Below are 25,711 nucleotides of genomic sequence, written 5' to 3' on the forward strand. Positions count from 1 at the left end.
ATGAATACATTATCATTAAATAATAAAGAATGAATAATTTATTTCTTTTAGGAAATAAGACTTTACTTGACCGTTGAAAAAATAAAGTCTTGATCTTTTGTAACTTTTACATCAAGGTAAAAGTTAAAGAAAATTGGCAAAACAGGATGATCTTAAATCTCTCATTTTTTTTCAATTATCAATTGACTATGCACTCTGTCATGCTGCACCTGATGCAGCATCGCATCTAGTTTTCCGCAAAGTTTGTCATCTTGAAAAGACTGAATGAATCCTTTCGGTTTTCATTCTCCATAATTCGTAATTAAAACATTAGGTTTCTCTGTCCTTTTCACGCACGAAAAGTACCAAAAGTGCTTTTATTGCGGCGATCTTTTAATCGGTCGAAATTCACTTTTTAAGCTCCCAGATCGAAACGTCGCTATGCTCCCCGATCTGCTTACGCTCCATGCAGTGTTTCGACGCTCGATCAAAACCTCATACCGCTTGATTTATAGTCCTATTCTCTTTCAAATCAAAACCCCAATGCTGAACCATTACCGATTTAAAAACGACATTATTTTTTCAGCGAGTGTCAAATAGGCGAAATTTCCGTGAAAAGAAATGCTGTTTGAGCTCAGCGAAATCGCAGATTCATGAATACATTATCATTAAATAATAAAGAATGAATAATTTATTTCTTTTAGGAAATAAGACTGAATTTGACCGTTGAAAAAATAGAGTCTTGATCTTTTGTAACTTTTGTATCAAGACAAAAGTTAAGACAAATTACAGAGCTTAATGTTCTTTCTAATGAAACTTAATGAAAACTGCATAGACTAGCTTCCTCTATTCCCTAAAAACCACCCCTTTTTAAGGCCCCTACACCATTACCCCAATTATTTCAACCTCCAATTTGGAAAATACAAATAAAGGCAATACTTTTAAAGTGCGAGTTTTTAAGTTAAAATGCCCTAAATATTTGGTGCCAAAGCAATTTGGTACATTATACACGGCGCTGACATTTGTGTATAGAAGATTATCACACTGCTACCACACGTTTAGCCTGTTGCTGTTATATAACTTTTGGTGCACGAGCAGTAAAAAGGAAAAGCTTCAGCACCTTATTAAGGCGGATGCGTTATGGCGGTATGTACAAATTTCGTTCTCATAAATAAAATTTTATGTGGTTATGGAACGATGTTTCTGGAGTGTAAAGAATTCTTTGCAGAAAAAGCAAGGAGCGGTTTCACACTTTAGACTCATGGGCGACCAAACCCGTCTTTAAAACCTAAAGGTTAAAAAGTTACTACCTAAAGCATATGTGAAAACCGCCCATGCCTGTACGAAAGTACAAAACTTTTTAGACATGGAGCGATTTCACGATACTCTCGATAGTAAAATTGGTCGTTTTGAGTCGAGATAACATCGTTTTTAACTTGCCTTGTAAAGGCTCATTATCAATTCGCTAAAACAAATATACAAATATTTTTTAAATATCCAATATGTAGGATAAATATTTTGAATTTAATGAAGAAGATAATTGATTTTGAAACTACACAATTTGATTATGACTTAATTAATCATATTAAAGGTTTACGCAAAATCCACAGCATTACTAAAGAAGAATTAAGTGTAAAAATGGGCGTTGCTAAATCTTTTGTAGGTAACGTAGAATCGGCAACACAACGCCATAAATACGCTACCCGTCACCTCACACTTTTAGCAAAAGCACTTGGTTTTAAAAATATTTCCGATTTACTGAAGTTTCCAACTCCGGAATACGATAAAATAAAAGTAACGGTGGAACAGACATATAACGAAGCAGGAACTAAAGTGATCAAGAGTGAGGTAGTAAAAATTGAGCCTATAGAATAATTCTTGATATGAATAATCATATTAAGTTGTATATGTTCAACAAAATTTATAAATAACTATATTTGATAAAATAATATGCGAAATAAATTAGTAAAAACATGGGCCTATGTTGTCCCATTTGCTAGAAAGTGGTATTAAAGTTTCGAATGTAAACTATTTAGCTGAAATTATAAAGACATGACCCAAGAATATCAACTTTACAGAGTTTCACAATTACTTTCCCGATTTAGAGAACAAGTAAAAATATTGAATTCAAATGGAGAATTTAGCATTAATATTCACGCTGAAAATATTTTAATAAATGTATTAAATAAAATTTATGATTGTAATCTTGAAAATGTCAATTATGTTGAAGGCAAAACCTTTCCAAGTATTGATTTAAGAGATAAAACTAAAAGAATTGCATTTCAAATTACATCAACTGCTAACTTAGAAAAAGTTAATCATACACTAACTAAATTTATTGAAAACGCCCTTTACAAGGAATTTGATAACGTTTATATTTTTATAAGACACCTATATACTTGATTGTACCAATGCTTAATACTACTTAAAATAAAATATTTACGAAAAATGTAAATCATTTAACATATTTAAAAAATTAATTCAATAAAGGTATCTCACCCATTATTGGGCACTTAACAAAAATGAAGCCCTGTTGAATTATTCATAATTTAAAACCTGCACAAAAGAAGATTTTTGAGCAGGTTTTGTTCATTTTAACATATCCAGATTGTTATATCCTTCCATCAAGTTTTGAACAACTTGTTTAAACAAGATTGTTCAGCCGAAAGATTTATTATTAATTTTAATAAAACAAGATGGAATCAGATGTAACAATCTTTAAATCATTAATTCATTTGATGGAAACCTTGCAAACAGAAAATGATTGCAGAGAGTTTTTAGAAAAATTACGTTGGAAAAATGAACCTATTTGTCCTCATTGTGGTAGTGTATCAGAAAGCCATTATAAATTACGTTCGAAAGGTCGATTCAAAGGACTTTATAAATGTAGAGATTGTAGAAATCGGTTTACTGTAACCGTAGGAACTATGTTTGAAGGCTCTCATATAAAATTAAAAAAATGGTTCTTGGCTATCTATATTTTTGCTTCTCATAAGAAAGGAATTAGTAGCGTACAATTAGCAAAAGACATTAATGTTACTCAAAAATCAGCTTGGTTTATGTTAAGCAGAATTCGACATAATTTCCGTGATAAATCAGAAATTATATTCGAAGGCATTACACAAGCCGATGAAACTTATGTTGGAGGTAAAAACAAAAATCGCAATCGAGGAAAAAGAATTAAAAACACCCAAGGTCGTAGCTTAAAAGCTAAAGTGCCCGTATTTGGTTTAATTTCTAATGGATACGTTTATACAAAAGTAATTCCCAATACAAAAGGTAAAACATTGAAAGGTCTTATCAATGAATTAGTAACTAAAGGTTCAATTATTGTAACTGATGGCTGGAGAGGTTATCGTGGACTTTCTGATGACTACATACATAAAATAATTGAACATAATAAAAGGATTTATGTAAAGGATAAATTCCATACTAATAGTATTGAAGGCTTTTGGAGTCAACTTAAACGAGGTATTATCGGAGTTTATCATGTAACCAGCCCTAAACATCTATCTAAATACTGTGATGAATTTGCTTTTAGGTTTAATACAAGAAAATTGAAAGATGGAGAAAGGTTTAATTTAGCTTTAGTTTCAGCAGATGATAAGCTGGAATATAGGGAATTGATTGCATGAAAGGAGATATATTAAAATATTATATGTTATTTTAACATTTTTTATTATTATTGTAGAAAACTACTACAATGAATGATAACCAAGAAGAATTAAATGAATTCCATAACCTTGATGGAATTTCAATAGATAATAGCATTAAGCTAGATGGTGAAATAATTACCTTTGATGGCGAAGCTATTACCTTTGATGAAATTGAAGAAGATATTTCTTCTTCTGAAAAAGAGAAATTATTACAATCTATTAAATCATTTAATGAATGGTTAGTAGAAAAAGATGTTACTAAAGAAACTTTTCAAATTGAAGACGTAATAATAACTCCTTTTCAAAATGAGGATTGGATAATGGATTTTGATACCGAAGAAAATAAAGTTTCGTTCAATCCAATTATGCGAAATAAGGTTTCATTTGAATTTTTTGAAATAGTTATTTTACATGAATTTTTTCATCTTTTAGTGCAGGGTGTACCTAATAAAGATGATGTTACTAAAATAAAAGACTATTTCAGTGCAGATTTTATGAGTTTAATCGATATAGAAGCAGATTTTTATGTAGCTTTATATTTAAAGGAAACCAAATTTTTTAATAATAGAGATTATTGGAATTTATATTTCGAAAATAATTCAAAAATATTTAATGGGAAATGGATCAGAAATAAAAAAATCGAACGTTTTATTGGTTCAATGCTTACAATATATGATTTATTTCAAAATGATTTAATAAGTTTTAATTTATATTTGCCATCAATAACTTCAATCTTAACTGACGATAAATTGAAAATATTATTAATCAGTAAAAATTGCATTTACTTTACTGAAAGAAAATTAGATATTACAACTTTCGAAAAAATAAAAGAAATGTATTCTAATAATATAAATGAATTTGAAGATTTTTATATAGATATTGAGATAGTATCTAAAGGCATTTTACAAAAAGGTTATTAACTATAAAAAATATTGTATGGAATTAACTATAGACAGAGACAAAAATGAAATCGTGCGTGAATGGTTGTCTAAAAAAGATTTTTTTAACATAGAGATATCTTCAAATAGATTAATTATGAAAGCAGATGCTTATAACAGTAGAATATTAGTTGTTATAGGAAGTGAAGTTTTGCGTAATAACAAGTTGGAAATTTTAGAATATGCAATGAAAACTCATAGAAAAGTATGGGTTGTTAATGTTAATAGAGAAACAAATGGCATAGAATGGGAAATGTTTAAATAATAAAAAAAACCTCAGTTTTGTTAACTGAGGTTTTTTACTTTATTCACTAACATCAAAGAAGGTTTCTCTGAAATATTTGCAAATATGTTTAGTAATTACAATCCCAATACATGCTTTGAAATAATTAAATTATCTGTAAAATCCTCATAATATTTTTCCAAATCTTTAGAATCAAATCCTAAAACTGAAACATCTAATTTTTCTTCCATTGTCTTTATTTTTTCTCTCATAGATAAGGCTTTTTCAGTTGCATTTTTCCATGAATTGATATTTGAAGCAGACATTCTAGAACGTTGCAGATTGTATAATCTTACAAACTCATCTAATTTATTTGTATGAGCAGGTAATTCCTTCACTAATTCAGCTAACTGTGAATATTTGCTATCGATATCTTTAATGTAATTTGGATTTTTATTTAGATTTTCAATTAATGAAGAAGTTAAATCAAATGAAGTCATTTTACCTTTGACTTTCCTATTATTTGTTATTGAGTAACCATATTTTGATATGGCACTTTTTAATGTCTCAAATTCCTTAATCTCTTTTATTTTAGTAATAAAGTAACTATCATCAATTAGATAAAGATTGTTTGTTTCTTGATTTTTTAATATTTGATATTTACGATGGCTTGTTTTACCCAAAACTCTATCATTTATTAACTGACCGCTCAAATATTCATAATTGCCTGCTTCAACTAAATATTTTTCAGCAATAATATCAAATGTTCCTACAAACGATTTATAATCGACTTTTTTATTTGTTAATTTCAATATGGATTTTTGATATGTTTTCTTTTTCGCTTCTTCAATTTGCTCTTTTAAATACATTTCCTTTGGAGCTGAATATTCAGGAATTTTCATGTTTAGAAGTTCAGTTTTGTAAGAATTTATTTCTTTCTCTGTAACTCTAAACTCGTCATAATACAACCTCAATTCTCGTTTAACTTGTCTAGGTTGCATACTTGTATTATAACCTTGTTTTTTAACTTCATTAATAACTATTTCCAATTTCATTTTATCAGCCAAGGATTGCGCCTCTTGCAATAAATACTTCTTATTTTTATATCGCTCGTTTGAAGAATTGTATTTTTCAATATATTGTAAAATATCAGTTATTGTAGCTTTAAGAGTATTTGCATACTTTACCTTGTCATTGTATTCATCAACTATTGTTTTCTCACCAAATCTTTCTTTACTACGATTTTTAGATTCGAATTCATTAAAGGCTTTTTCAAGATTTTCGATTTCTTTTGGTTCTGAATAAAATGAAGCCATTTCTTCTACTACTTCATAAATACCAACAGTTTGTGATACTGGGTTATTTTCAATAGATGGTATAATCATTTTTATATCATCATCGCTAATAGTAATAGTTTCAGCGATAAATGGTGTCGAAGGTGCAGAATTGATAGTGTTGGGTAACAAGTCTCTAACTGTTTTTGTTGGTTTTTTCGACTGTGAAAAAGTTTGTGAAGTTGTTAATGCACATAATAATAGTGCATAAGGAAGTTTACGGGAAACCCGTGCTTGTAAATTTTGTAGCATTGTGTGGTAATTTTGTGATTAATTAAAATAAAAGAAGCGTGGACTACATCACGCCAATCACCAGGGTTACCACGCCCTAACTAAAGCAAATGACATAGCCACGCCCATAAGGGCGCACCATTTATCATTATTTGCTTTAGTTTCTAAATCGTGGTAATTCGGTGAAAGCAATAATGTTAATCGTACGTAATTCTTTTAACATCACAAAAATACATAAAAGATGTTATGAAAGAAAGGATTTTGATTAGATGATGATATGGTGAGGTTGTTTAATCTTCATAGATAAACAAAATATTAAAATTATGAAGATATTGTCAAAAATCAGAAGTCTTAAGTTTGCTATTTACAAGTTTTTAGGTAAGTTTATACCTTACTTTAAAAATAAATTACTATTTATGACACTTATTAGATTAAAAGAAGATATCAAGGAAAGGTTGAACGACATTTTAAAGGAAAAATTTAAAGGGTATATACTTGCTACTGATGTTTTATTTGACTGTTCAAATGATGACGAGGTTAAAACTTCTATGGCTAAATACAATATTGATAATACTATAAAAGAATCAAAATTAAATTATTCGATATTGTTTAATTGTAATAATGCGAATGTATTTGATATTATTATTTACTATTGTGAAAATGATATCAAATTAAAATATAAAATAAAGCAAGAGGTTACTTCTGAAGAATTAGATAATTTTAAAGAAGTTGAAAAATGTCTGTTAGAAAATAAAGATTTTTTAATTAGTAAATTTGAAGTTTTCAGGAAAGTATATTAAATAAAAACCTCAGTAATTAAACTGAGGTTTTTTCACTTTCACAACAAATACTGAATTAATCTTCCGACTCTTCTTCCTTGTTTTCGTTTACTTCTGATGTTGAAGTATTATTTTCTGTTGATTCTTGAACTGTTTCTGAATTTGAGGTGTTGATGTTAGAGAAGTGTTCAAGAATATGTTCTGATAATGATTTCATCTTTATAAAGTTTATGATTTATAAAGTATGTATGATGAACGAATTTAAAAGTCTTCATTACATGGGCAATCAATAACATAATTATTAGTGTAAAAATTTATAAAGTCTCTAACAGCAAGAAAAGTATCGTCGTATTTAAAATTTAATATTTTTTTGAAAATCTCAATCTGACTTTTACCATTATCATCACTTTTAGTATGAATAATCATATCTCGAAGCTCTTTTAAATTTTTAATATGTTGATTTTTAGGTGTAGCTTTTTTAAAATAATCTTTTCCTTCATAAAAGTACGGCAATACTTTATTTATCTTATCGTAGAAAGAAAACGTTAATTGTATTTGATCACGATTGTAAACTTCAGTTCGATTTTTTAATTTTTGTTCATAATTCTTATTTACTGGTAATAATGAATTTATAAATGATTCTAATGTTGTGAATAAATTTATGATACAAGAAGAAGAGTAGCCATAAAAGTTATATAATAGATCACTGTTAGTCTCACTAAATGTTTTAACATCACCTAATTTATGTAACATTTCTTTTGATAATTCCTTACGACGCACATTCAGTTTATAGGCAAAATCATAATATACTAATGTAAGGTCTGGCATTGGTATGGTAATATGTTTGCCTGAGTGATTATATATAAATGCATGTAAATTACTACTATCAGATGTTTGCAGTATTACAAAATTACTTTTGCTTGCACGAGCCAATGTACTTTTATCTAAATTATCAACTGGAACAAATTCAAATTGATTATTTTGATGAAGATTAATATCTTTATATACGTCTTCAAATAGATATTTTTTTAAAATATGTTTCATAATGTACTTTTTCCAAATCTAAGTAAAAATCAAATATTTAATTAAATTTATTTTTGGTACATTCAAGTATATAGGTGTCTAAATTAGTTGTATTAGGAGATCCAGGCTCTGGAAAATCAACAATATTAAAACATTTAGCCTATAATATTTGTACCAATAGACCTACCGAAAGTCAATTTAACGACCTAGTTCCTGTTGTAATTAAAGGAAGTGAATTTGCAAAGTATGTTTCAACAACATCAAAAAACCTCTCGGAATACATCATTGATCATATTGATAAAAAGTATGAGTTGTTGTTTACTCAAAAACTTGAAAGTAATCAACTAATTGTCTTAGTTGATGGAATAGATGAGATAAACATAACAAGCCTTCGCCATACTGTAGTAAATCGAATAAATGCTTTTATTGCTCAATACACAGAAACAAAAATTATAGTATCCTCAAGAATTGTAGGATATAAAGAAACTAGATTAAACGGTTACTTCAACCATCTTGAAGTAATGAAATTTAGAGAAAAGCAAATTAAAAAATTTATCACTAATTGGTATTTATCGGTAGAATCAAATTCTGATAATGATCTGGAACAAGCACAACAAATTGCAAACGAACTTTTTTATTCAATAAGACAAAATAAATCAGTATTGAACATGGCAAGTAATCCGTTACTTGTTACAATTATTACACTTATACATTACCAAGGTGGAACATTACCTGAAAGAAGAGCCTCACTTTACGATATAGCCACATCAACTTTTTTAGAAAATTGGGTTCGTCAAAGGGAGTCGCAAAGGAAATCAAATTTTGACAAAGAAACACTTATTGCCATACTTGCTCCAATTTCATATTATATACACCAGAATTTTACTACAGGTCTAATTACGGAAAATGAGTTAAAAGCACTTTTTCAAAAAGAGTATAGAAATGTTTACCCTTACCAAAAACCAAGGGAAGAAGCTCAAGATTTAAAGGACATCATTGACTTTCTGAGGGAAGATGCTGGTTTTCTATTTGAAAAGGGCTTAAGCAAAAATGGAGAATCTATGTTTGGATTTGTCCATCAAACATTCCAAGAATACTTTACAGCACTTGAATTTAAAACACGATGGAAAGAAGGATGTTATAAGACCAATTTTGGAGAGTATGTTTTTAATTCGGCTTGGAGCGAAGTAATTAAACTAACCGCCTCACTATTTAAATTTAGTGAACAAAGTCGTTTAGGAAGGCAGTATGCAACTAATTTTGTAAAGGATATTCTAGCTGTTAACGATATAATTCCCGAAATGTATCGACCTCTCACAGCAGTTCTTCAAATACTTAAAGATGATACAGAAATTGAGTTTCCATTTTTCATAGAAATAATCGACAAAATATTCAATGAAATTTTAATTCATAATGAACATAGTCATTCCGAAAAAAATAATCATAATAAAGAAGTGTTTAGATTCAAGCACTTTATTGAGACATTAATTGAAACTAAAACTTATCAGAATTATATTATTGAACGGATAATTAAAGAAATTAATAACGAAAATGTATCACCTATTTTGAGATTCAACTTAATTCAAATATTAATGCATAAAGCAGAAGCCACTATTGTGTATGAGGAATTGATTAAGATACTTAAATCTGATAATACAAAGCTAAAAGAACTACTATTCAATTATAATGTAGTAATGCCTGTTTCAAATATTGTTTTTTCTTCTGAGTTCCGAGATGAGATTGTAAAATTTATAAACTCAGTTCAGTATTTAAAGGGATATGATGGACATCTTCCAACTCAATACCATTGTGCTTTTGATTCAGCACAAAATAATTATAAGTATTACATCAAAAACGGAGATCTAGGTGATTACATTCAAAAAATAAAAGATGAACGATTTCTATCAATTAGACTAGTTCAAAATGAAAAAATGCGAATTGATTTTGTAAACTTTATTGTTTTTTCAATTGGGATGAGTGATATTGAAGAATTGAAAGAGTTTGTCAAAGTTCTAAAGCAAGAATATAAAGGTCTAGAATTACCTAAAATAGAAAATCGAATAAAAGAACTTGAGGAATTTAAATCTTATGATTTGGAAAAATATGAAATATGTAAATTTAAAGGAACAAAAATATATTTAAAGAAAAGTGACACCTCAAAAATCGCACTGATCAAAGACAATAAAGTTAATTTTATTACTTTTCCACTGAACGAAAAGGATCTAAGTACATATTTTTTAGATGAAACAGAATCTTATCTTAAGTTTCTAGATTTAATGATTCCCATAATAATGAAATCAAAAACTGAATTTGCGATTGATAATTATCAGATACTCCTAAATTTTATTAAGTATCAAAACACTATACACTGGTATACAAATATAGAGACAAGCAATGTTTTAAATTTTGCATTGAAAATTCTATTTAATACCTCTACAGTAGATTCTAAAAAACTCCTCCAATGGATAAAAAATCAAAGAGAAGTTCGTCATAGAAAATTTGAATTAGAAGAGGGTTTTGATAAAAGAAAATTCATTTCAGAAGTTACTGCCTCAAAATTAGACTTATTCGAAAAGCTATATTTAATATACCTCGTTGGTGAAAAATCAGATTATGATAACTTAATATTACCGACAATTGAAAGTATGAAAAAAGCAAAATCAGAAAAGAAAAAAAATGAAATAAGAGAGATTTTGTACGAAGTTTTATAAAGTAACTTCCGCCAACAGTGGTAACTGTTGCACAACTCCATTTTTGGCGATATGACCACGAAATAGTATAAAAACAACCTCTTTAAAAGCGATTTTAAGGAAGTTGTTTTTACCCTTAAATACTGAATTATAAAATAGGTAGCCAATAGTAAGGTTATGAACTAACAACCTCCATCCTCAATATCAACAATACAGTCCGCAAGCAACTTTCTAACATCTTGTAACTGCTGTATTTTAATGTCAATTTCATTGATCTTATTGGTTACTACCTCAACTTTCTTGGTAACGGAAAGTCGTTTGTTATACCAGCTGTCTAACAGCTTTTTAATTTCAGCCAAGGTAAAGCCGCCATCCTTGGTGCCTTTAATCATTTCAACTTTTTGTACAATGCTTTCATCATAGTCTTTGTAGTTGTTGGTTTTTACTTTTTCGTTAACCGTACCTTTAAATAAACCATAATTTTCATAATACCTTAAAGTAGCAATAGGCACGCCGGTGCGCTTAGACAATTCGTTTATTAACATAAGCCCTTAAACAGTCGCCCCTGCTTTTTTCCTTTAGCCGCAACAGATTTGACAAATTTCCTGCAAATAAATTTTGAACAAATACCAAAACTTGGTATATTTGATTTTAGAAATTTAATCAAATAGTAATGGCAAAAAATACATCGATTTTATTGGGCGATTATTTCGACAATTTTATCAATTCACAAATAAAAACGGGAAAATATTCTTCTGCAAGTGAGGTTGTAAGAGCTGCTTTAAGAATGTTTGAACACGAAGAAACTAAAAAAACACAATTAATTAAAGAATTGAAAAAAGGAGAAAAATCTGGTTTCTCAACAAATTTCAATCGAGAAACTTTCAAACAAAATTTACATCAAAAATATTCTGCTAAATAATGAATTACAAAATAAGTAATCAAGCAGAAATTGATTTAGAAAATATTTGGCTTTATACTTTTGAAGAATGGTCTTTGGAACAAGCTGATTATTATCTTGATTTAATTATAGACGAAATCGAATATATTTCTAAAAATCCAAAGTCTGGAAAAGATTATAATGATGTTAGGAAAGGATATTTTAGATCTCAGGCAAAATCACATTTCATTTTTTACCGCATTAATCTAAAAGAAGAAATGGTAGAAATTATCAGAATTCTTCATCAGCAAATGGATATCGAAATGCACATAAACGAATAGTAAACCGTAAAGATACCAATCAAACGTTTACACAATGGTGGCAAGATATGAAGTAGATGGCGCTGACCGCTGAAACGGATTCAGTTTTGCAGCTTCAACCTTCCTATTCGGATGTATGGAACAACTGTTGTAGAAAAATAAAAAGCTGTCCGCACATGTGCAGACAGCTTTTTAGTCAGTAAGGTACTACATTATTTTAGCAGTCCATTCAATACCGCTAATGTCGGTCAGTTTCAAACTAAAACCTTTTTTAAGTGAAATTTCTTCTAGGTCTATAGCTATATCGGCTTTTGCTCCAAGCGGTAAAATCAAACTGTGTGCTCCTGGTTTTATTTTTGCCACATAATGGTTAGTGATCTTTTCTTTTGGAAATTGCGCCAGTTCCTCCTGACCAATGGTCTTAACCACCTGCTTATTTTCATCCAAAATCTGTATGCGTATCAAAAAAGAGCCGTAAACATCTGCCCCCTCTACCCTGAATAACTGAAAGTAAAGTTGCGAACCGTTTTTCCTGATGTTTGAAATTTCAACTTTGGGCCTCACCGATTTGTTATGAAGCGTTCCAAACACACCACCGTGAAAATACTGATTGGTAAACAGCGTCAGTCCAGATATGAATAACGACATTACCAAAACTTTTGGTGCTAGATTTTTAATGGGTAGGTTTCCCGAACCTAAATAGGCAAACCACTTTTTGCGTGTAAAACGATGCGGTTTGTTTAGCAGATACTTATCAAGCGAATAAGCACCGCTTCCTGTTAAAAACAAGACAAAACCGCTTGCTACACCCAAAACACCTATTTGCCATTCGTCCAAACAGGTCGTGCCAAGCCAACCCGAGCCTAACAGTATACCTAATGCCAGAAAGAAGACGCCAATGCTCATCAGCCTGGTAAACAGACCAAGAATGAGAAACAAGCCTACAATGGCTTCTACAATCGTAAAAACAACCATTGAAATTTGCAACGCGTCGGGGTTGGAAACCAGATATTCGATAATTGGTTTAATGCCCAAAGCATTCGGAAGAAAGTGGTTGAATTTTTCTCCTATATAACCAGCTTCTTCAGGAATAAGTTTGTTCTCTAAAATCAGCCTTCGCCAGAATGCCGAAAAATACGTCCAGCCGATTACCCAGCGGAGCGATAACGTAAAAAGTCCGACGTTGCCGGTTGTAAAATCTGTATATTGTTTCATTGAATGTATATTTTATTAAACGTAAAAAATAATAGTATTTAAGTGTAAACTTATACTATGGCAATTTTAAGGCGTTTGTATAAAATATATTTTGGCGGACTGTTGCCCGAAGATGTTTTTTGATAAGTACTGCAAACCTTTGTGGGATGTGCCCCAAAATACTGGTTACCGCAAAAATCTACGCCGTCAAATTGTTTGTTGACGGTAAATTTATAGGCAACTGAAATTTGCTGACTTTTATCTTGGAGATACAGACAGCTGCCAACCGCAGCAGTCGCCTTTGATATGTTGAGTGGCTTGGCATAAGCAGTATTGGCAGTAGACAACATTGCTTCCTTGACAGTACACGGACTTAACGAAAACAACATAAACCACATCAATACGATGTGTCTGAAATTTCTGATATGGCTCTTCGTTTGCAACATTCTTACAAAGTTACAGTTAATTTAATTGTATGCTATAACTATTGATTTAATCTTCAATGAATGAACCTTGCGCTGCTTTAAGTCATCTATAAAGAAGGTGCAAAGTATATACAGTTAGTATAAACTGTTTTGTAAAATAAAAATAAACAATGCTTATCCATTCCTTGTCTCAACAAAACAAGCCATAACCGTATGCACAGGGTGCGGTGACTCACTCGTTGCATCATCCGTGTAAACCACGGCTAATCCAACAAAGGGTAATTGTCCATCTAAATCGTCCGCAGGGGCAAAATCCACAAGCTGATCTTCATTTTTGGTTTGCCCGTCAAGCTTTACGTACTGTCTATTGGATTCGGTTAAAAAAATCTCGCCATCATTTACACCATACCATCCGGTTGCTACCTCTAAAAATAGTCCTTTGTATTTTACTGCCAGTTCGTATGGGATTATGCCTAAATTAAGTTTGTTAGTTTTGGCATCATACAACAAAGTGCTTGGGTCGATTTTTGAATTCTTATTGAGTGATTTGTTGCTGAGGCTACTGTAGCTGTCCAATTCGTGTATAAGCTCGTTAAAAGTTTTTTCCGTCTCGTTTTTGGCAATTTGCAGAAAAGTCGCCATCAGCTGGTTGTGGAAAGTACCGTCTTTCTGCCGCCACAAATAGGGTTGTAATTGTTGCTTTAGGCTTTTAACATATCGGGATACTTGCGCAAACCGCTCCTGACCCACTTTTATATTCGGGTGGTTCTGGGTGGCTGCCTTGGTAAACCCGCCCGAATAACGCTTTACGTATGTTTTACCATTACGCTGGCAAAATATAAAATCTCCCAAACGTCCCCGTATGTTAAAAATATTGTCTGCCTTAGCCATACTCTTGTGTTTTATACCATATTTTGTGCAGTTATCAAAAATACGAAAAAAAATGCTACCTTTCAATTTCTCCACCATTCCCCATTCCCCAATAAAATCGCATCAATGCCGTGTTTACTGCATACCAAAGCCGTGTAATATCCATAGTTTAGTATATTTGACCTTACAGACACGCATTTTTATAGGGTCATTCATTTTACGGATAGAATATAGTTTTTTTAGTATTATTGAGAGATGATTTTTAATGATATTTTAATATGTTGAACGTACGGTTTAATAATTTGCAAAATCATCTATATTTGCTGTAAATAGTCAAAAAACAAAAGACTGCTTTTTTTTAGTTTACAGTTTATTAAATAATCCATTCATGCCAAAAAATATTATAAGAAATCTTCAAATCGGAATTATACTTTCACTGGTGCTCCTTATTGCAAGTTCCGTAGCATCTTATGTGAGTATTCACAAACAGATGGAAAACCGGAAAAGCTTTTTACAAAGTAAGGAATCCATAAGTTTTGTAAAAGATGTGCTAAATGCTCTTCTGGATGCGGAGACGGGCAACCGGGGATATCAGCTTACGCATCAGGAAAGTTTTCTGGAGCCTTTTAATGTAAGTAAAAGTAAATATCTGTCGCTGGTTTCTAAAGCCGGTGAACTGAGCATTTCAGATAAACATCAGGCGGATATACTTCAAAATTTGCTGCACACATCAGATGCGATGATGAAAGACGGCGTTGTGCTTATAGAGAAAAGCAGGAATGGAAATTTAATTACCTCACAGGAACTTTTACAAAGCAAGGTGGGGATGGATAGCTGTCGCAGCTTGGTTCAAGAGTTTGTAAAGTACGAAGAAGTTCAGCTTGCAGCCAAAGACAGAAATTTGAACAGGTCTTCTATGTGGTCTGTATTATTCATTGTTTTTTCCGGCGCTGCAGCCATCAGTGTCACCGTTTTCATTTATGTACAGTTGAGATCTGATATTAAACGCCGGGATATATTGGAAAAAGACCTGTCTTATGCAAAAGAATTGCTTGAGGAAACAAATGAGGTCGCACAAGTGGGCGGATGGGAAGTAAACATGAAATCGGGTGAGCTGTTTTGGTCTCAGGGTACAAGGAAAATTCACAAGGTAAAAAGCAGTTTTCGTCCAAATTTTGAAAATGCCGTTGAATTCTTTGAAGGAAAAAATAAAGAAAGGGTAAGATACCTTTTTGAAAGGGCAGCAAAAGAAGGATTGCCTTTCGATGAGGAACTACAGCTTTTACGAAGTGACGGTGTTACAGTCTGGGTACGGTTGAAAGGTATTCCCGAATTTGATGAACAGGTCTGCCATAGAATTTTTGGAATCATTCAGGATATCGATTCATACAAAAGAATGTTATTGGAAATTACACGTAAGGAAGCAATGATGCAGTCCTTCGTTAAAGATGTACCTGTTCCTTTGGCTATGTTTGATAAAGACCTTAAGTATATCGCAGTAAGCAGCAGATGGAAGGAAGAATTTGGAATAAACCATATCGATCTTATGGGGCAACCCCTGTTTTCTGCAACCTCTGCTACCATTCAGCAAAATGAAATGGAGATTTATCAGAATGCTTTGGCGGGGATTACCTACGTTAATAACGATTTTACACTTCAGGTAAAAGGCAGCAAAGATATGCAGCATTATGATCTTAAAGTAGGACCTTGGTATCTTGATGAAGAGCAGGTTGGAGGAATCATTATTTCGATACAGAATATCACCGGTGCGGTAAGGGTAAATGAAGAACTTAAAAATGCGAAGGAGGCCGCTGATATGGCCAGCAAGGCAAAATCGGAGTTTCTCGCCAATATGAGCCATGAAATACGTACACCTTTAAACGGGGTCATCGGATTCTCAGACCTTCTTATGGGAACTCCACTTAATGAAACGCAGGTACAGTACCTAAAATACATCAATGACTCGGGAGAAAACTTGCTTCATATTATCAGTGATATTCTCGATTTTTCGAAAATAGAATCAGGAAAAATGGAGCTGTTTATCGAAGAAAGCAATTTAAACGAGATGTTAGATCAGGTTATTAATGTGATCCTTTACCAGTCTCAGAAGAAAAATTTGGAGCTTCTGCTTAATGTGGAACAGGGGCTTCCCAATACGCTTATGACTGATGAAGCCCGGTTAAAACAGATTCTGATTAATCTGCTGGGAAATGCGGTAAAATTTACAGAAAAAGGAGAAATAGAGCTGAAAGTGGAAAAATTACGGATGGATGATCAGAATATCGTACTTCGCTTTTCGGTCAGAGATACCGGTATAGGTATTCCGGCGGATAAACAGAAATATATATTCAATGCATTTACTCAGGAAAACAGTTCCATTAGTAAACGCTATGGTGGTACCGGTCTGGGTCTTACCATATCGAATAATATTCTGGGATACATGGGAACACACCTGTCATTGCTAAGTGAACAGGAAAAAGGATCTACGTTTTTCTTTGATATTGAAATTCCGTATCTGATGTCTGAACAGGACGAAGAGATGGAGTTTGCCATTGAAAGCGCATTGGTAGTAGATGATAATGAAACAAACAGGATTATCCTTGAACACATGCTTGCGCACAAAAATATCAGGTCTACATTAGCTGCCAACGGAATAGAAGCTCTGGAGATACTGATGAAGGGCAAACGCTTTGATGTCATCCTGATGGATTACCACATGCCCGTGATGTCTGGTGTGGAAACAATAGAGAAAATAAGAGCGCTCTTCGATGAGCGTAAAGAAATAACACCGTTTATTATACTCTCCTCTTCAGAAGAGAAAGAGGTTGTTAACAGCATTCGCGATAAAGACAATTCGTATTTGCTTTTAAAACCGGTCAAATCAAATGATTTATTTAAAACCTTGCGAAGAGCAGTCTACCGAAGCGTTGTTGACATAGCGCCGACGCAGTCTGAAAATAATTCGTATTCGTTCGCTCCGAAGCTGGAAATTCTTTTGGTAGACGATAATCCCGTAAACATGGCACTGAATAAAAGAATGATGGAATCGCTTACTCCGGATGCTGTGTTAACGGAAGCTGTCAACGGAATGCAGGCGTTGGAAGCATGCCGTAACAAATATTTTTCCATTATACTCATGGATGTACAGATGCCTGTAATGGATGGTATCGAAGCAACAAAACAGATTCGGATGCTGCCTGGCTATGAAAAAATACCGATCATTGGTGTAACGGCTGGCAATGTTGCAGGCGAAAGAGAAAAATGTTTGGAGTCGGGCATGGCAGATTTCCTGCCAAAACCTTTCAAAAAGGCAGATCTGCAGGAAATATTAAAAAAATATATCAGTGCTGATACCGGTAGTGAAAATAGGGTTTAGAATTTATTGGCTGTGGTTGCAAAGGTTGATAATGCACGGAAATCGAAAAAGATTCTTCTTTTTTCGGGATGATGGCTAAGTTTTATTGATTTAAAACAAAAGTAGAATTGCTACAGAACAAAACCGGCAATAGTAAAATGCTTACTTATTATACAGCCTCAGAATCTCTACCAGTTCTGGTACGGACCGTATATTCAGTTTCTCGAACAACCTGTTTTTGTACGTACTGATCGTGGATGAATGCAGATTAAGCTGATTAGAAATTTCTTTGAGAGAAATACCTTCTGCAATCTTGTTGGCAATTTGCAATTCGCGGTCAGATAGCGCTTCAAAGGGTGATTCTTTTGTTGCACCGCTTAAAGATCCTAAAAACATCGCTTCTTTTACAACTTCACTTGCGTACCTGCCGGTACTCAGCATCACCGTAACAGCAGTTTCAATTACCGAAGGATAGCTTTGTTTACTCAGATAGCCACCGGCTCCCATCTTTAGATAACGCATCGCATATACCTCTTCATCCTGAGAAGAAAAGATAAGAATTTTTAAATTAGGTTTATGTATTTTAATATAATCAATCGCTTCCTGAACAGAACCATTAGGCATATTAACGTCCATAATCACCAGATCCAATTCTTCTTTTAGAATTGCTTTGGACAGCGATTTATAATCCTCAACTTCTGAAATTATAGCAGCAGGTAATAGCCGCTTAATGGTTTGTATCAAACCCATCCGTACGATACCGTGATCGTCTGCTACAATAATACGAACGTCTGCTTTTAAACTCATTATCCTATAAATTTACGTAAAGGGAAACCGTTATGCCCGCATTTTCAGCGGGAAGTACTTGGATATTCCCAAACATCAAGGATACAAAATTTTTAGCAATTTACAAACTTAATCCCACGCCTTTTTCCAAATGCCTTGGAATATGGGATCCTCATAAGTGAAGATTGCAGACAAATACTTTTCGGCTATCCCTGTTCCAGAATCGATCACAGAAAGTAGGATCTGAACGTTTTCTGTAACTTCTTGTAAATATATATGTTGCCCATAGCATATTGACATTTAATTCATCCGTTAAAAAAAGCTTTATGAAGAAGTTTTTTTAAATGGCCGTAAAGCTGTAATAAACATTGATAGCGTAAGTGGTATTTTCCTTCCCTACCAAACTTTGAGCTCCAGCAGATGGTATGGTATATCTTACGTTTAGTCCCCGATCCAAAACCGGCGCTCCGTTAAAGAGTATTTTTTGCGGAGTTTTAGATAAGGGAATATCTAAAGAGCTTCCATCCAGGCCAATTTGCAGTATATTGGAGTTGATATCGGTCTGAAGCCCGCCTTTCTTGAAATAATTTTCGTCTGATTTTACATAAAGTTCAAAACTCTCGTTATTAGACAGTAGAATTTGGTTCGCAATAATTTGTGACTGACCGTTGGTGTAATGTGCAGCTGTATTAAAATTAAAGTTTACATTTCTCCCGGAACTGGGGATAGTAATCTCCGACCGCGGAACCACCTTTAACTGAACAGCTGTATTTTGAAAACTGTTTATAGAATTATCTGTATTTGCGGCATTAAAATTCAATTCAAAAGTATAAATACCGGCTTCAAAAAAATTGTTCTTAAAATCTTCCGAAGATATATAAAGCTCTGGAATGAAACTGCTTCTGTTTCCCGCCCCAACACTGAAATTAGCAGGGGAAAAATTCTGAAAACTGGCAGATAGGGCTTTGGTTGTAAGCGCAGATCCACTGCTGCCCAATTTAATGCTTGCTATACTTCTGGTTCCTGGAACACCTTTAGAGGAAGTGAACTGAACGTTTGTGGAAGCAGCTTTAGCCCAAAAATTAAAATCAACCGTATGAGCGATTTCTGTATTATCCAAACTAAACACGCGTGTGCCTGTATTTCGGTAGTCATTTAAAGAAGATACTTCTATATACTTTGTTAAAGAGGTTGTAACCCATCGTGTAAATGAGGGAATAACTAAAATTGTTTTAAAATTACGTGGTGTAAAATCGTTATAGTTCTGAGTGATATCCATAGAGTAGTTCCCCGCCCGGTAGGTATTGGCAGCAAATTGTGCCGCGGGAATTTTAAATATAAAATTGATATTTCCTCTCGAAAATCCTCCTCCGAAACTAATTGTCGGCGGCTCAAACCATTTTAAGGGACTTGTGCTGAACGACTGAAAACCGGGTAAAAAACCCGAAATTCCAGTAGCGGGCAATTGCCCGCCCATACTTTCTAACTGCCACAGCAGCGTAGAACTCGGTAATGTAAACGCGGAAGAAGTGTGGGTGAAAGTTTGTCCGGACAAAGAGGTAAATGTTGGAGCTATCGGTCCGAGTAAAAAAAAACCATAATCCCAGTTTGTTCTGTTAGCGTTGGTCATTACCCTTGTAGGTACTGAGGTAAATTCAGTTCTGTTAAAAATATTATTTTCAGGAATCGTCAGGAAAACATCCTGAGCTTTCATGATGTATGACCCGCAGAACACGGTAAAAATTATTATTAAAAAATCCCTCATCTTTTTCATACGTTTAAATTTAAAACTTTTTCACCTTAATGGTAGTGTCTTTCTTCTTATATTCAAAAACCACGGTATCTGGATATCCTTCTTTTGTCACCTGAATAGTTTGGTTGGGTTGGGCATAGCTGTATTTGTCATTTTCAATATATAGAGTGTATGTTCCATCTTTAAGGAAAAACTCAAACTCATTATTTTGGTTAACCACGGCGGTATATACCGTACCATCTTCACTTTTTGCATACACCACTATTCCGGTTACCTCTGTTTCTAAAACATCATAAGCTTGTTTAATTTCTTTTAATTTACCGCTTACTTTAATGTTTTTCACCAGCCCCACTTTGCGGTTGATATTTTTATAGACCATAATTACAGGATCCGTCATCAGTCGGGCACCCGCACTTTCGTTTACTTTCATTGTATAAATACCGTCGGGCACATTCTGAAAAACTACTTTTCCGTTCTTATCCGTCATCGCAACAAAATTGTCCAGTTTCACTATTTCATTTCCAAGTACCGGTTCACCGGCATCCAGAAGCCCGTTGAAATTTTTATCTTCAAATAATTGGAATGCCACTTTATGGTTTCCAAGGGCTGTAGCGCTGGTAAAATTTTTCTTAATCCCCACTCTGAACTGGTAATAACTGCCACTGCCTGCATATTCAGCCGTAGATTTATAACTCGAAAGATTAAAATAACCTGTGGTAGACCAAGAAGGCGAAACTTTATATTCCAGATTACCACTGAGGTTGCTGTTTAAATTTTTATAAAGTTCCGAATACGACGTTCCTGCTGAAAAAGATCCGATGAGATTATGATTAAGCATCTGGAAGTTATACGAGGCGTATACATTGTAGTTGGCAAAATTACGGTCTGTATTGTAATAAGAATTTAAATCAAAGACATTGTTTGCATTCCATTGAGCTGTTCCGTTAATGGAGAAAGATTTATACCTGTAAGATAAAGTTGTTCTAAAACTGTTGAACCAATCGGCCTTACTGTTCTCTTTTGAATAAGAATATTCCCCCATCAGGTTTAATCCGTGGGCACCTAATGTAGTACTTATGTTGGCTTCCAATCTGTAAGAAAAAAGTTCCTGTGCTGAGTAAAAATTGGCTGTTTTTTGATTTTCAATCTTTGGAGAAAGTAAAAAAATCCACTTATTTTCAGAAAACTGGTAACCTGTTCCTAAAGATTCTGTACTGTTGAAATAATAACGCAAATTACCGGTAGTCTCAGGTAGGATAGACGCATTTTGGAAACTGATGAACTCGGGTTGTACCTGTGAATTCTGATATTGTATAAAAACACGCTGAGAAGCAGAAATTTGGCGTCCGATACGCTGGTTTGAGAAAAAAGATCCTCGTTTAATACCTGCATAACCTTTGGTTGCAAGGGAATTAACAGATTGTATATCCCATAGTCCTATTTTCCCCTCGTAATTGGCTGCAACTGAAGCTCCCGCTTTTTCATCGTTGTTCACAAGTCCTTTTTCATGGCTGATACCACCCTCTGTGCGGATGATATGCTTATTGTTAATTACAAATGATGTTACTGCGTTCGCCACATGCGTGTCTATGCTGAAGCGCGGATCATGGGCGAATAGATACGACACTTTCCCGTTAAATGATTTAGCATTCCCGAAACTGTATTTTGAACCCACCATACTCGACCCTTTTGTTTGATTGATATAGGTACCATACAGATTGTAATTATTTTCCAGTGCAAGAACTTCAACCTGCTTATTTTCACCTAATTTGGTCGAAACCTTTCCACCTCTTCCGAAAACCGGGTAATCGTAATCGTTACTGTTAATATTTCCTACTCGTAATACGGTATTCTTTCTCTCTAGTTCTAACCAGGTATCATACAGGTTATAACGGCCGTCAAGATAGTAATCTGCCCCCATATTAAAGCGTGAATTCAAATTCTCAGTTACCTGAAATGCTGCGTTTCCCCTAAGTTGAAGAAAGTTGAAGCCCGAACTGTTTTCATTATAGCTCATCTCCGCAAAATTACTTCCGCTCACTGATTCATTCCCCCGGGCTATTTGTCTGTCGTGTGACAAAATAACTACATAGAGCGTGTTGCTTCCCACGATTTTGTTATCAAGTAGATCTGTTGCGGTTGCATTTATATTAAATTCAGGATAAAGCATATTCTGTTTTCTAACCCTGATTATGATTTCAACGGTTTGTTTTTCTAAACCTTCCAAAGATAATGTTTGCTGTATCGGCATCATTTCCAAGCCGTCAGGGATTGATTGCAAATCAATCTTAACGGTTCGTTTACTATAACCCTGGTTTTCTACAATCAGCAGGATCGAGGATTGGGGAACGGCAGGGTTGATGAAATTTTCGTAGGTAGCCGTGTAAATGGCAATGTTATTGTTCTCTTCTTTTTTAACAAAGAATGCGATGTTTTCAGTTTTTGCGATGGTTGGGGTGCTGTACGAAACATTGAATGTGATCTCATTAGATCTCAGTTTCATAAAATCAACATTAGCGATGAATTTCAAGGGAAGATTTTTAGACTGACCCACACCTAAGGTAAACTCATTTTTGGGATAGAAAAGTAAACCCGGATAGTTTTCCTGAGGCGTGATAGTCTTAATAGTAATTTCTTCAGAACTTTTATTCTCAATGACTATGAAATTAGTAAAAGTAGCGCCCTTCTCAACAGCTAAACTGTCTTTTTCAAAATGGATTTCGATATCCTTCTTTTCCTGCGCAAAGGCAAACGAAAAGTTCAGAAGAACAAATGCAAGTAAGATTGTTCTTCTAAGAAATACTGTCGATAATACATTTTGTAGTTTCAAGATTTTTAAAATTTAAAGTTTTTTTCGCCTACCCGCAGGTCATTGGATCCTGCCATTTTAATAATAACCACGCCAAGGAAGTTCCCCGAAATGTTCTCCGGTAAAGAAAATTGAACGGTCTGATTGCTATCAGGAAGCATAGAGATGGAAATTGCAGGTAATTTTATTTCCTTACCACTGTCTGTGTCGGTTAGTTCAAACTCAACGGTGGCATCATTAATGGTGTTTCCGTCATTGTGAATATTTACTGCGACTTTTCTTTCCGCTGCATGGTCATTACTCAACTCTGAAATATTGGTAATATCCAAGCTTTTCACCTGGTTCCCAGGTGGAGTATAAAAGATGTGAAGTCCCACTTCAAATAAGGTGATAATACCAATACCATTTTGAACTTTTGCTTGATCTGCCTGTTGAGGAAGCTGTGTGAAAAACAACATGCTGTTCGTAACGGCAGACTTTGATGCGGTTGCCGGAATCTGCATGCTTACTACAATCTCCTTAGTACTTTTTGCAGGAACTGTGACAGCGTTTTCTAAGGTGGACATCCAAGAGGCATTGGAAGTTTTTGAACTGCCTGCATCAAGATAAACCTTATTCCCGTCTTCTTCCCGCATCCAGTCTTTATAGTTGAGGTTAAAAACATAATCCTTATCCGAGCTGTTTTGAAGCGTAACTGTCTGTGTAACTTTTTCTCCCGGACTCCCGGTAAAAAACAAACGTGTAGGCGACATAGATATGCTCTGTGCCAGAATCGAAGAAGCCCCTGTAAGGATAAAGAAAACAAAAAGGTAGATAAACTTGCGCATGGTGTAATTGTTTAATAGTAAAAGATTCCCAAAACTACTGAAAACAAAGCAAAAGGAACCTTTACAGACTAAAAAATTTATTATAAGGCAGTGGCAGTGTAAGTTACGGTCTGCGTATAGGTTCCGGCCGGTTTACCTAATATATCAGATGATGATGATTTCGACGCTGGAATGGTGTAGTCCAGATTCAGTGTTAATGCGCTTCCAAGGGGAGCGTTTGACACTAAAGTCTGATCGCTTGAAGATAAAACAACAGCATTCTTTGTTCCGCCCATTGTTCCCGAAGCTGTTGCAGCTTTAATCGTTAAAACGCTTACTGGGATTAGGTTGGTTCCATTCACAAAACTAGTACCCCCTGCTTTTACTTTTACATTAAAGTTTTTCGTTGATGTTACTTTTAAAGAGTTCGCTTTGGTAACGGTCTGATCAGAGTTGTAGTCTGCTGCAGTCGCATAGTTAAAGTCAACGGTATTACCAATTGCAGTACTTCCTGCATCAATAGAGATTACATCGTTAAGTGTAATGTTTACGGTTGTTGTTGCAGTATTTTGAGCCTGCGCATGGTTGGTTCCAAATAAGATTGCTCCGAAAGTTAAGGCTGCGATTACGATTTGTTTTTTCATGATAGTAATATTTTATTGTTATTTTATTTCTGTTTAATTGTTCTCTCTTGAACATTACAAATCTACGGCGGCGGCAAAAGTTTCTCTGTAGTGGAAAATGGAACTTCATGTAGTATAATAACTACACAAATTATCCGTTTGTTTAATTAGAAAAACCCTCGACACTTGGAAGGTGTCGAGGGCTTGTATAAAATTACTGTTTGTTTGTTTTATAAAGCAGTGGCAGTATAAGTTACGGTCTGCGTATAGGTTCCGGCCGGTTTACCTAAAATATCAGACGATGATGATTTCGACGCTGGAATGGTGTAGTCCAGGTTCAGTGTTAATGCGCTTCCAAGGGGAGCGTTTGAAACTAAAGTTTGATCGCTTGAAGATAAAACAACAGCGTTCTTTGTTCCGCCCATTGTTCCCGAAGCTGTTGCAGCTTTGATCGTTAAAACGCTTACAGGGATTAGGTTGGTTCCATTCACAAAACTAGCACCTCCTGCTTTTACTTTTACATTAAAGTTCTTCGTTGATGTTACTTTTAAAGAGTTCGCTTTGGTAACGGTCTGATCAGAGTTGTAGTCTGCTGCAGTCGCATAGTTAAAGTCAACGGTATTACCAATTGCAGTACTTCCTGTATCAATAGAGATTACATCGTTAAGGGTAATCTTTGCCGTTGTTGTTGCAGTATTTTGAGCCTGCACATGGTTGCTTCCAAATAAGATTGCTCCGAAAGTTAAGGCTGCGATTACGATTTGTTTTTTCATGATAGTAGTATTTTATTGTTATTTTATTTCTGTTTAATTGTTCTCTCTTGAACATTACAAATCTACGGCGGCGGTAAAAGTTTCTCTGTAGTGGAAAATGGAACTTCATGTAGTATAATAACTACACAAATTATCCGTTTGTTTAATTAGAAAAACCCTCGACACTTGGAAGGTGTCGAGGGCTTGTATAAAATTACTGTTTGTTTGTTTTATAAAGCAGTGGCAGTATAAGTTACGGTCTGCGTATAGGTTCCGGCCGGTTTC

At 33.9% G+C, this 25,711-nt stretch carries 24 protein-coding genes; 10 read left to right on the forward strand and 14 right to left on the reverse strand.

The annotated features are described in order from the left end of the window. Positions 1-1,506: 1,506 nt before the first annotated feature. The 5 genes from F0460_RS11580 (at position 1,507) to F0460_RS11600 (ending at position 4,838) form a co-directional block, all read left to right on the forward strand. Positions 1,507-1,854: a helix-turn-helix domain-containing protein gene (locus F0460_RS11580; RefSeq protein ID WP_150013388.1), complete on the forward strand. Its 348-nt coding sequence runs from the start codon at positions 1,507-1,509 to the stop codon at positions 1,852-1,854. Between the two features lie 177 nt (positions 1,855-2,031). Next, entirely contained in the window at positions 2,032-2,382 is a 351-nt protein-coding gene (locus F0460_RS11585; protein WP_150013390.1) for an SMEK domain-containing protein, read from the forward strand. A 293-nt stretch (positions 2,383-2,675) separates the two neighbouring features. Next, the gene (locus tag F0460_RS11590) at positions 2,676-3,614 is read left to right on the forward strand and encodes an IS1595 family transposase (RefSeq protein ID WP_150013392.1); all 939 of its coding nucleotides are present in this window, start codon (positions 2,676-2,678) and stop codon (positions 3,612-3,614) included. 68 nt (positions 3,615-3,682) lie between these two features. After that, entirely contained in the window at positions 3,683-4,555 is an 873-nt protein-coding gene (locus F0460_RS11595) for a hypothetical protein (RefSeq protein WP_150013394.1), read from the forward strand. 16 nt (positions 4,556-4,571) lie between these two features. Then, on the forward strand, positions 4,572-4,838 hold the full coding sequence (locus F0460_RS11600; RefSeq protein WP_150013396.1) for a hypothetical protein: 267 nt from the start codon (positions 4,572-4,574) through the stop codon (positions 4,836-4,838). A gap of 95 nt (positions 4,839-4,933) precedes the next feature. Here the strand turns inward: F0460_RS11600 and F0460_RS11605 are convergent, their stop codons facing one another. Next, positions 4,934-6,382, reverse strand: a complete 1,449-nt coding sequence (locus F0460_RS11605; RefSeq protein ID WP_150013398.1) for a hypothetical protein — start codon at positions 6,380-6,382, stop codon at positions 4,934-4,936. Between the two features lie 302 nt (positions 6,383-6,684). Here F0460_RS11605 and F0460_RS11610 point away from each other — a divergent pair, with 302 nt between their 5' ends. Next, the gene (locus F0460_RS11610) at positions 6,685-7,161 is read left to right on the forward strand and encodes a hypothetical protein (protein ID WP_150013400.1); all 477 of its coding nucleotides are present in this window, start codon (positions 6,685-6,687) and stop codon (positions 7,159-7,161) included. Positions 7,162-7,216: 55 nt separating this feature from the next. Here the strand turns inward: F0460_RS11610 and F0460_RS16205 are convergent, their stop codons facing one another. Together F0460_RS16205 and F0460_RS11615 are read right to left on the reverse strand one after the other, a co-directional pair. Continuing rightward, positions 7,217-7,357, reverse strand: a complete 141-nt coding sequence (locus F0460_RS16205) for a hypothetical protein (RefSeq protein ID WP_190304143.1) — start codon at positions 7,355-7,357, stop codon at positions 7,217-7,219. 44 nt (positions 7,358-7,401) lie between these two features. Beyond that, the gene (locus F0460_RS11615) at positions 7,402-8,184 is read right to left on the reverse strand and encodes a hypothetical protein (protein ID WP_150013402.1); all 783 of its coding nucleotides are present in this window, start codon (positions 8,182-8,184) and stop codon (positions 7,402-7,404) included. Between the two features lie 74 nt (positions 8,185-8,258). Between F0460_RS11615 and F0460_RS11620 the strand changes: the two genes are divergently transcribed. Continuing rightward, positions 8,259-10,874 carry an NACHT domain-containing protein gene (locus F0460_RS11620; protein WP_150013404.1) on the forward strand — a complete coding sequence of 872 codons (2,616 nt, stop codon included), beginning with the start codon at positions 8,259-8,261 and terminating at the stop codon, positions 10,872-10,874. Positions 10,875-11,035: 161 nt separating this feature from the next. On the opposite strand, the gene F0460_RS11625 is transcribed toward F0460_RS11620, so the two are convergent. Continuing rightward, positions 11,036-11,398 (reverse strand): MerR family transcriptional regulator, encoded by a 363-nt coding sequence (locus F0460_RS11625; protein WP_150013406.1) that lies wholly within the window; start codon positions 11,396-11,398, stop codon positions 11,036-11,038. Positions 11,399-11,526: 128 nt separating this feature from the next. Here F0460_RS11625 and F0460_RS11630 point away from each other — a divergent pair, with 128 nt between their 5' ends. Together F0460_RS11630 and F0460_RS11635 are read left to right on the forward strand one after the other, a co-directional pair. After that, positions 11,527-11,775, forward strand: coding sequence for a type II toxin-antitoxin system ParD family antitoxin (locus F0460_RS11630; RefSeq protein WP_150013408.1), 249 nt, complete (start codon positions 11,527-11,529; stop codon positions 11,773-11,775). Further along, positions 11,775-12,074 (forward strand): type II toxin-antitoxin system RelE/ParE family toxin, encoded by a 300-nt coding sequence (locus F0460_RS11635; protein WP_150013410.1) that lies wholly within the window; start codon positions 11,775-11,777, stop codon positions 12,072-12,074. The genes F0460_RS11630 and F0460_RS11635 overlap by 1 nt, the downstream gene beginning before the upstream one ends. Positions 12,075-12,260: 186 nt before the next feature. Here the strand turns inward: F0460_RS11635 and F0460_RS11640 are convergent, their stop codons facing one another. The 3 genes from F0460_RS11640 to F0460_RS11650 form a co-directional block, all read right to left on the reverse strand. Further along, entirely contained in the window at positions 12,261-13,268 is a 1,008-nt protein-coding gene (locus F0460_RS11640) for a TQO small subunit DoxD (RefSeq protein ID WP_150013412.1), read from the reverse strand. A 50-nt stretch (positions 13,269-13,318) separates the two neighbouring features. Continuing rightward, complete coding sequence (locus F0460_RS11645) at positions 13,319-13,693, reverse strand: hypothetical protein (protein WP_150013414.1); 375 nt, start codon at positions 13,691-13,693, stop codon at positions 13,319-13,321. Between the two features lie 153 nt (positions 13,694-13,846). Further along, entirely contained in the window at positions 13,847-14,563 is a 717-nt protein-coding gene (locus F0460_RS11650) for a hypothetical protein (RefSeq protein WP_150013416.1), read from the reverse strand. A 367-nt stretch (positions 14,564-14,930) separates the two neighbouring features. Here F0460_RS11650 and F0460_RS11655 point away from each other — a divergent pair, with 367 nt between their 5' ends. Next, a complete protein-coding gene (locus tag F0460_RS11655) occupies positions 14,931-17,918 on the forward strand; it encodes a response regulator (protein ID WP_150013418.1) in 2,988 nt (995 codons plus the stop codon). 141 nt (positions 17,919-18,059) lie between these two features. Here F0460_RS11655 and F0460_RS11660 read toward each other — a convergent pair whose 3' ends face one another. The 7 genes from F0460_RS11660 to F0460_RS11685 all read right to left on the reverse strand — a co-directional run bounded on the left by F0460_RS11660 (position 18,060) and on the right by F0460_RS11685 (position 25,447). Then, a complete protein-coding gene (locus F0460_RS11660) occupies positions 18,060-18,704 on the reverse strand; it encodes a response regulator (RefSeq protein ID WP_150013420.1) in 645 nt (214 codons plus the stop codon). Between the two features lie 108 nt (positions 18,705-18,812). Next, positions 18,813-18,983: a hypothetical protein gene (locus tag F0460_RS16210; RefSeq protein ID WP_190304144.1), complete on the reverse strand. Its 171-nt coding sequence runs from the start codon at positions 18,981-18,983 to the stop codon at positions 18,813-18,815. A gap of 40 nt (positions 18,984-19,023) precedes the next feature. Beyond that, positions 19,024-20,457 carry a hypothetical protein gene (locus F0460_RS11665; protein ID WP_150013422.1) on the reverse strand — a complete coding sequence of 478 codons (1,434 nt, stop codon included), beginning with the start codon at positions 20,455-20,457 and terminating at the stop codon, positions 19,024-19,026. A gap of 10 nt (positions 20,458-20,467) precedes the next feature. Next, positions 20,468-23,266 (reverse strand): fimbria/pilus outer membrane usher protein, encoded by a 2,799-nt coding sequence (locus F0460_RS11670; protein ID WP_223810806.1) that lies wholly within the window; start codon positions 23,264-23,266, stop codon positions 20,468-20,470. A gap of 5 nt (positions 23,267-23,271) precedes the next feature. Further along, positions 23,272-24,072 (reverse strand): fimbrial biogenesis chaperone, encoded by an 801-nt coding sequence (locus F0460_RS11675; protein WP_223810807.1) that lies wholly within the window; start codon positions 24,070-24,072, stop codon positions 23,272-23,274. Between the two features lie 80 nt (positions 24,073-24,152). Next, positions 24,153-24,695, reverse strand: coding sequence for a peptidoglycan-binding protein LysM (locus tag F0460_RS11680; protein WP_150013424.1), 543 nt, complete (start codon positions 24,693-24,695; stop codon positions 24,153-24,155). A 209-nt stretch (positions 24,696-24,904) separates the two neighbouring features. Next, positions 24,905-25,447 (reverse strand): peptidoglycan-binding protein LysM, encoded by a 543-nt coding sequence (locus F0460_RS11685; RefSeq protein WP_150013426.1) that lies wholly within the window; start codon positions 25,445-25,447, stop codon positions 24,905-24,907. Positions 25,448-25,711 lie beyond the last annotated feature (264 nt).

Source organism: Paenimyroides baculatum (assembly GCF_008629655.1).
Taxonomy (GTDB): domain Bacteria; phylum Bacteroidota; class Bacteroidia; order Flavobacteriales; family Flavobacteriaceae; genus Flavobacterium; species Flavobacterium baculatum.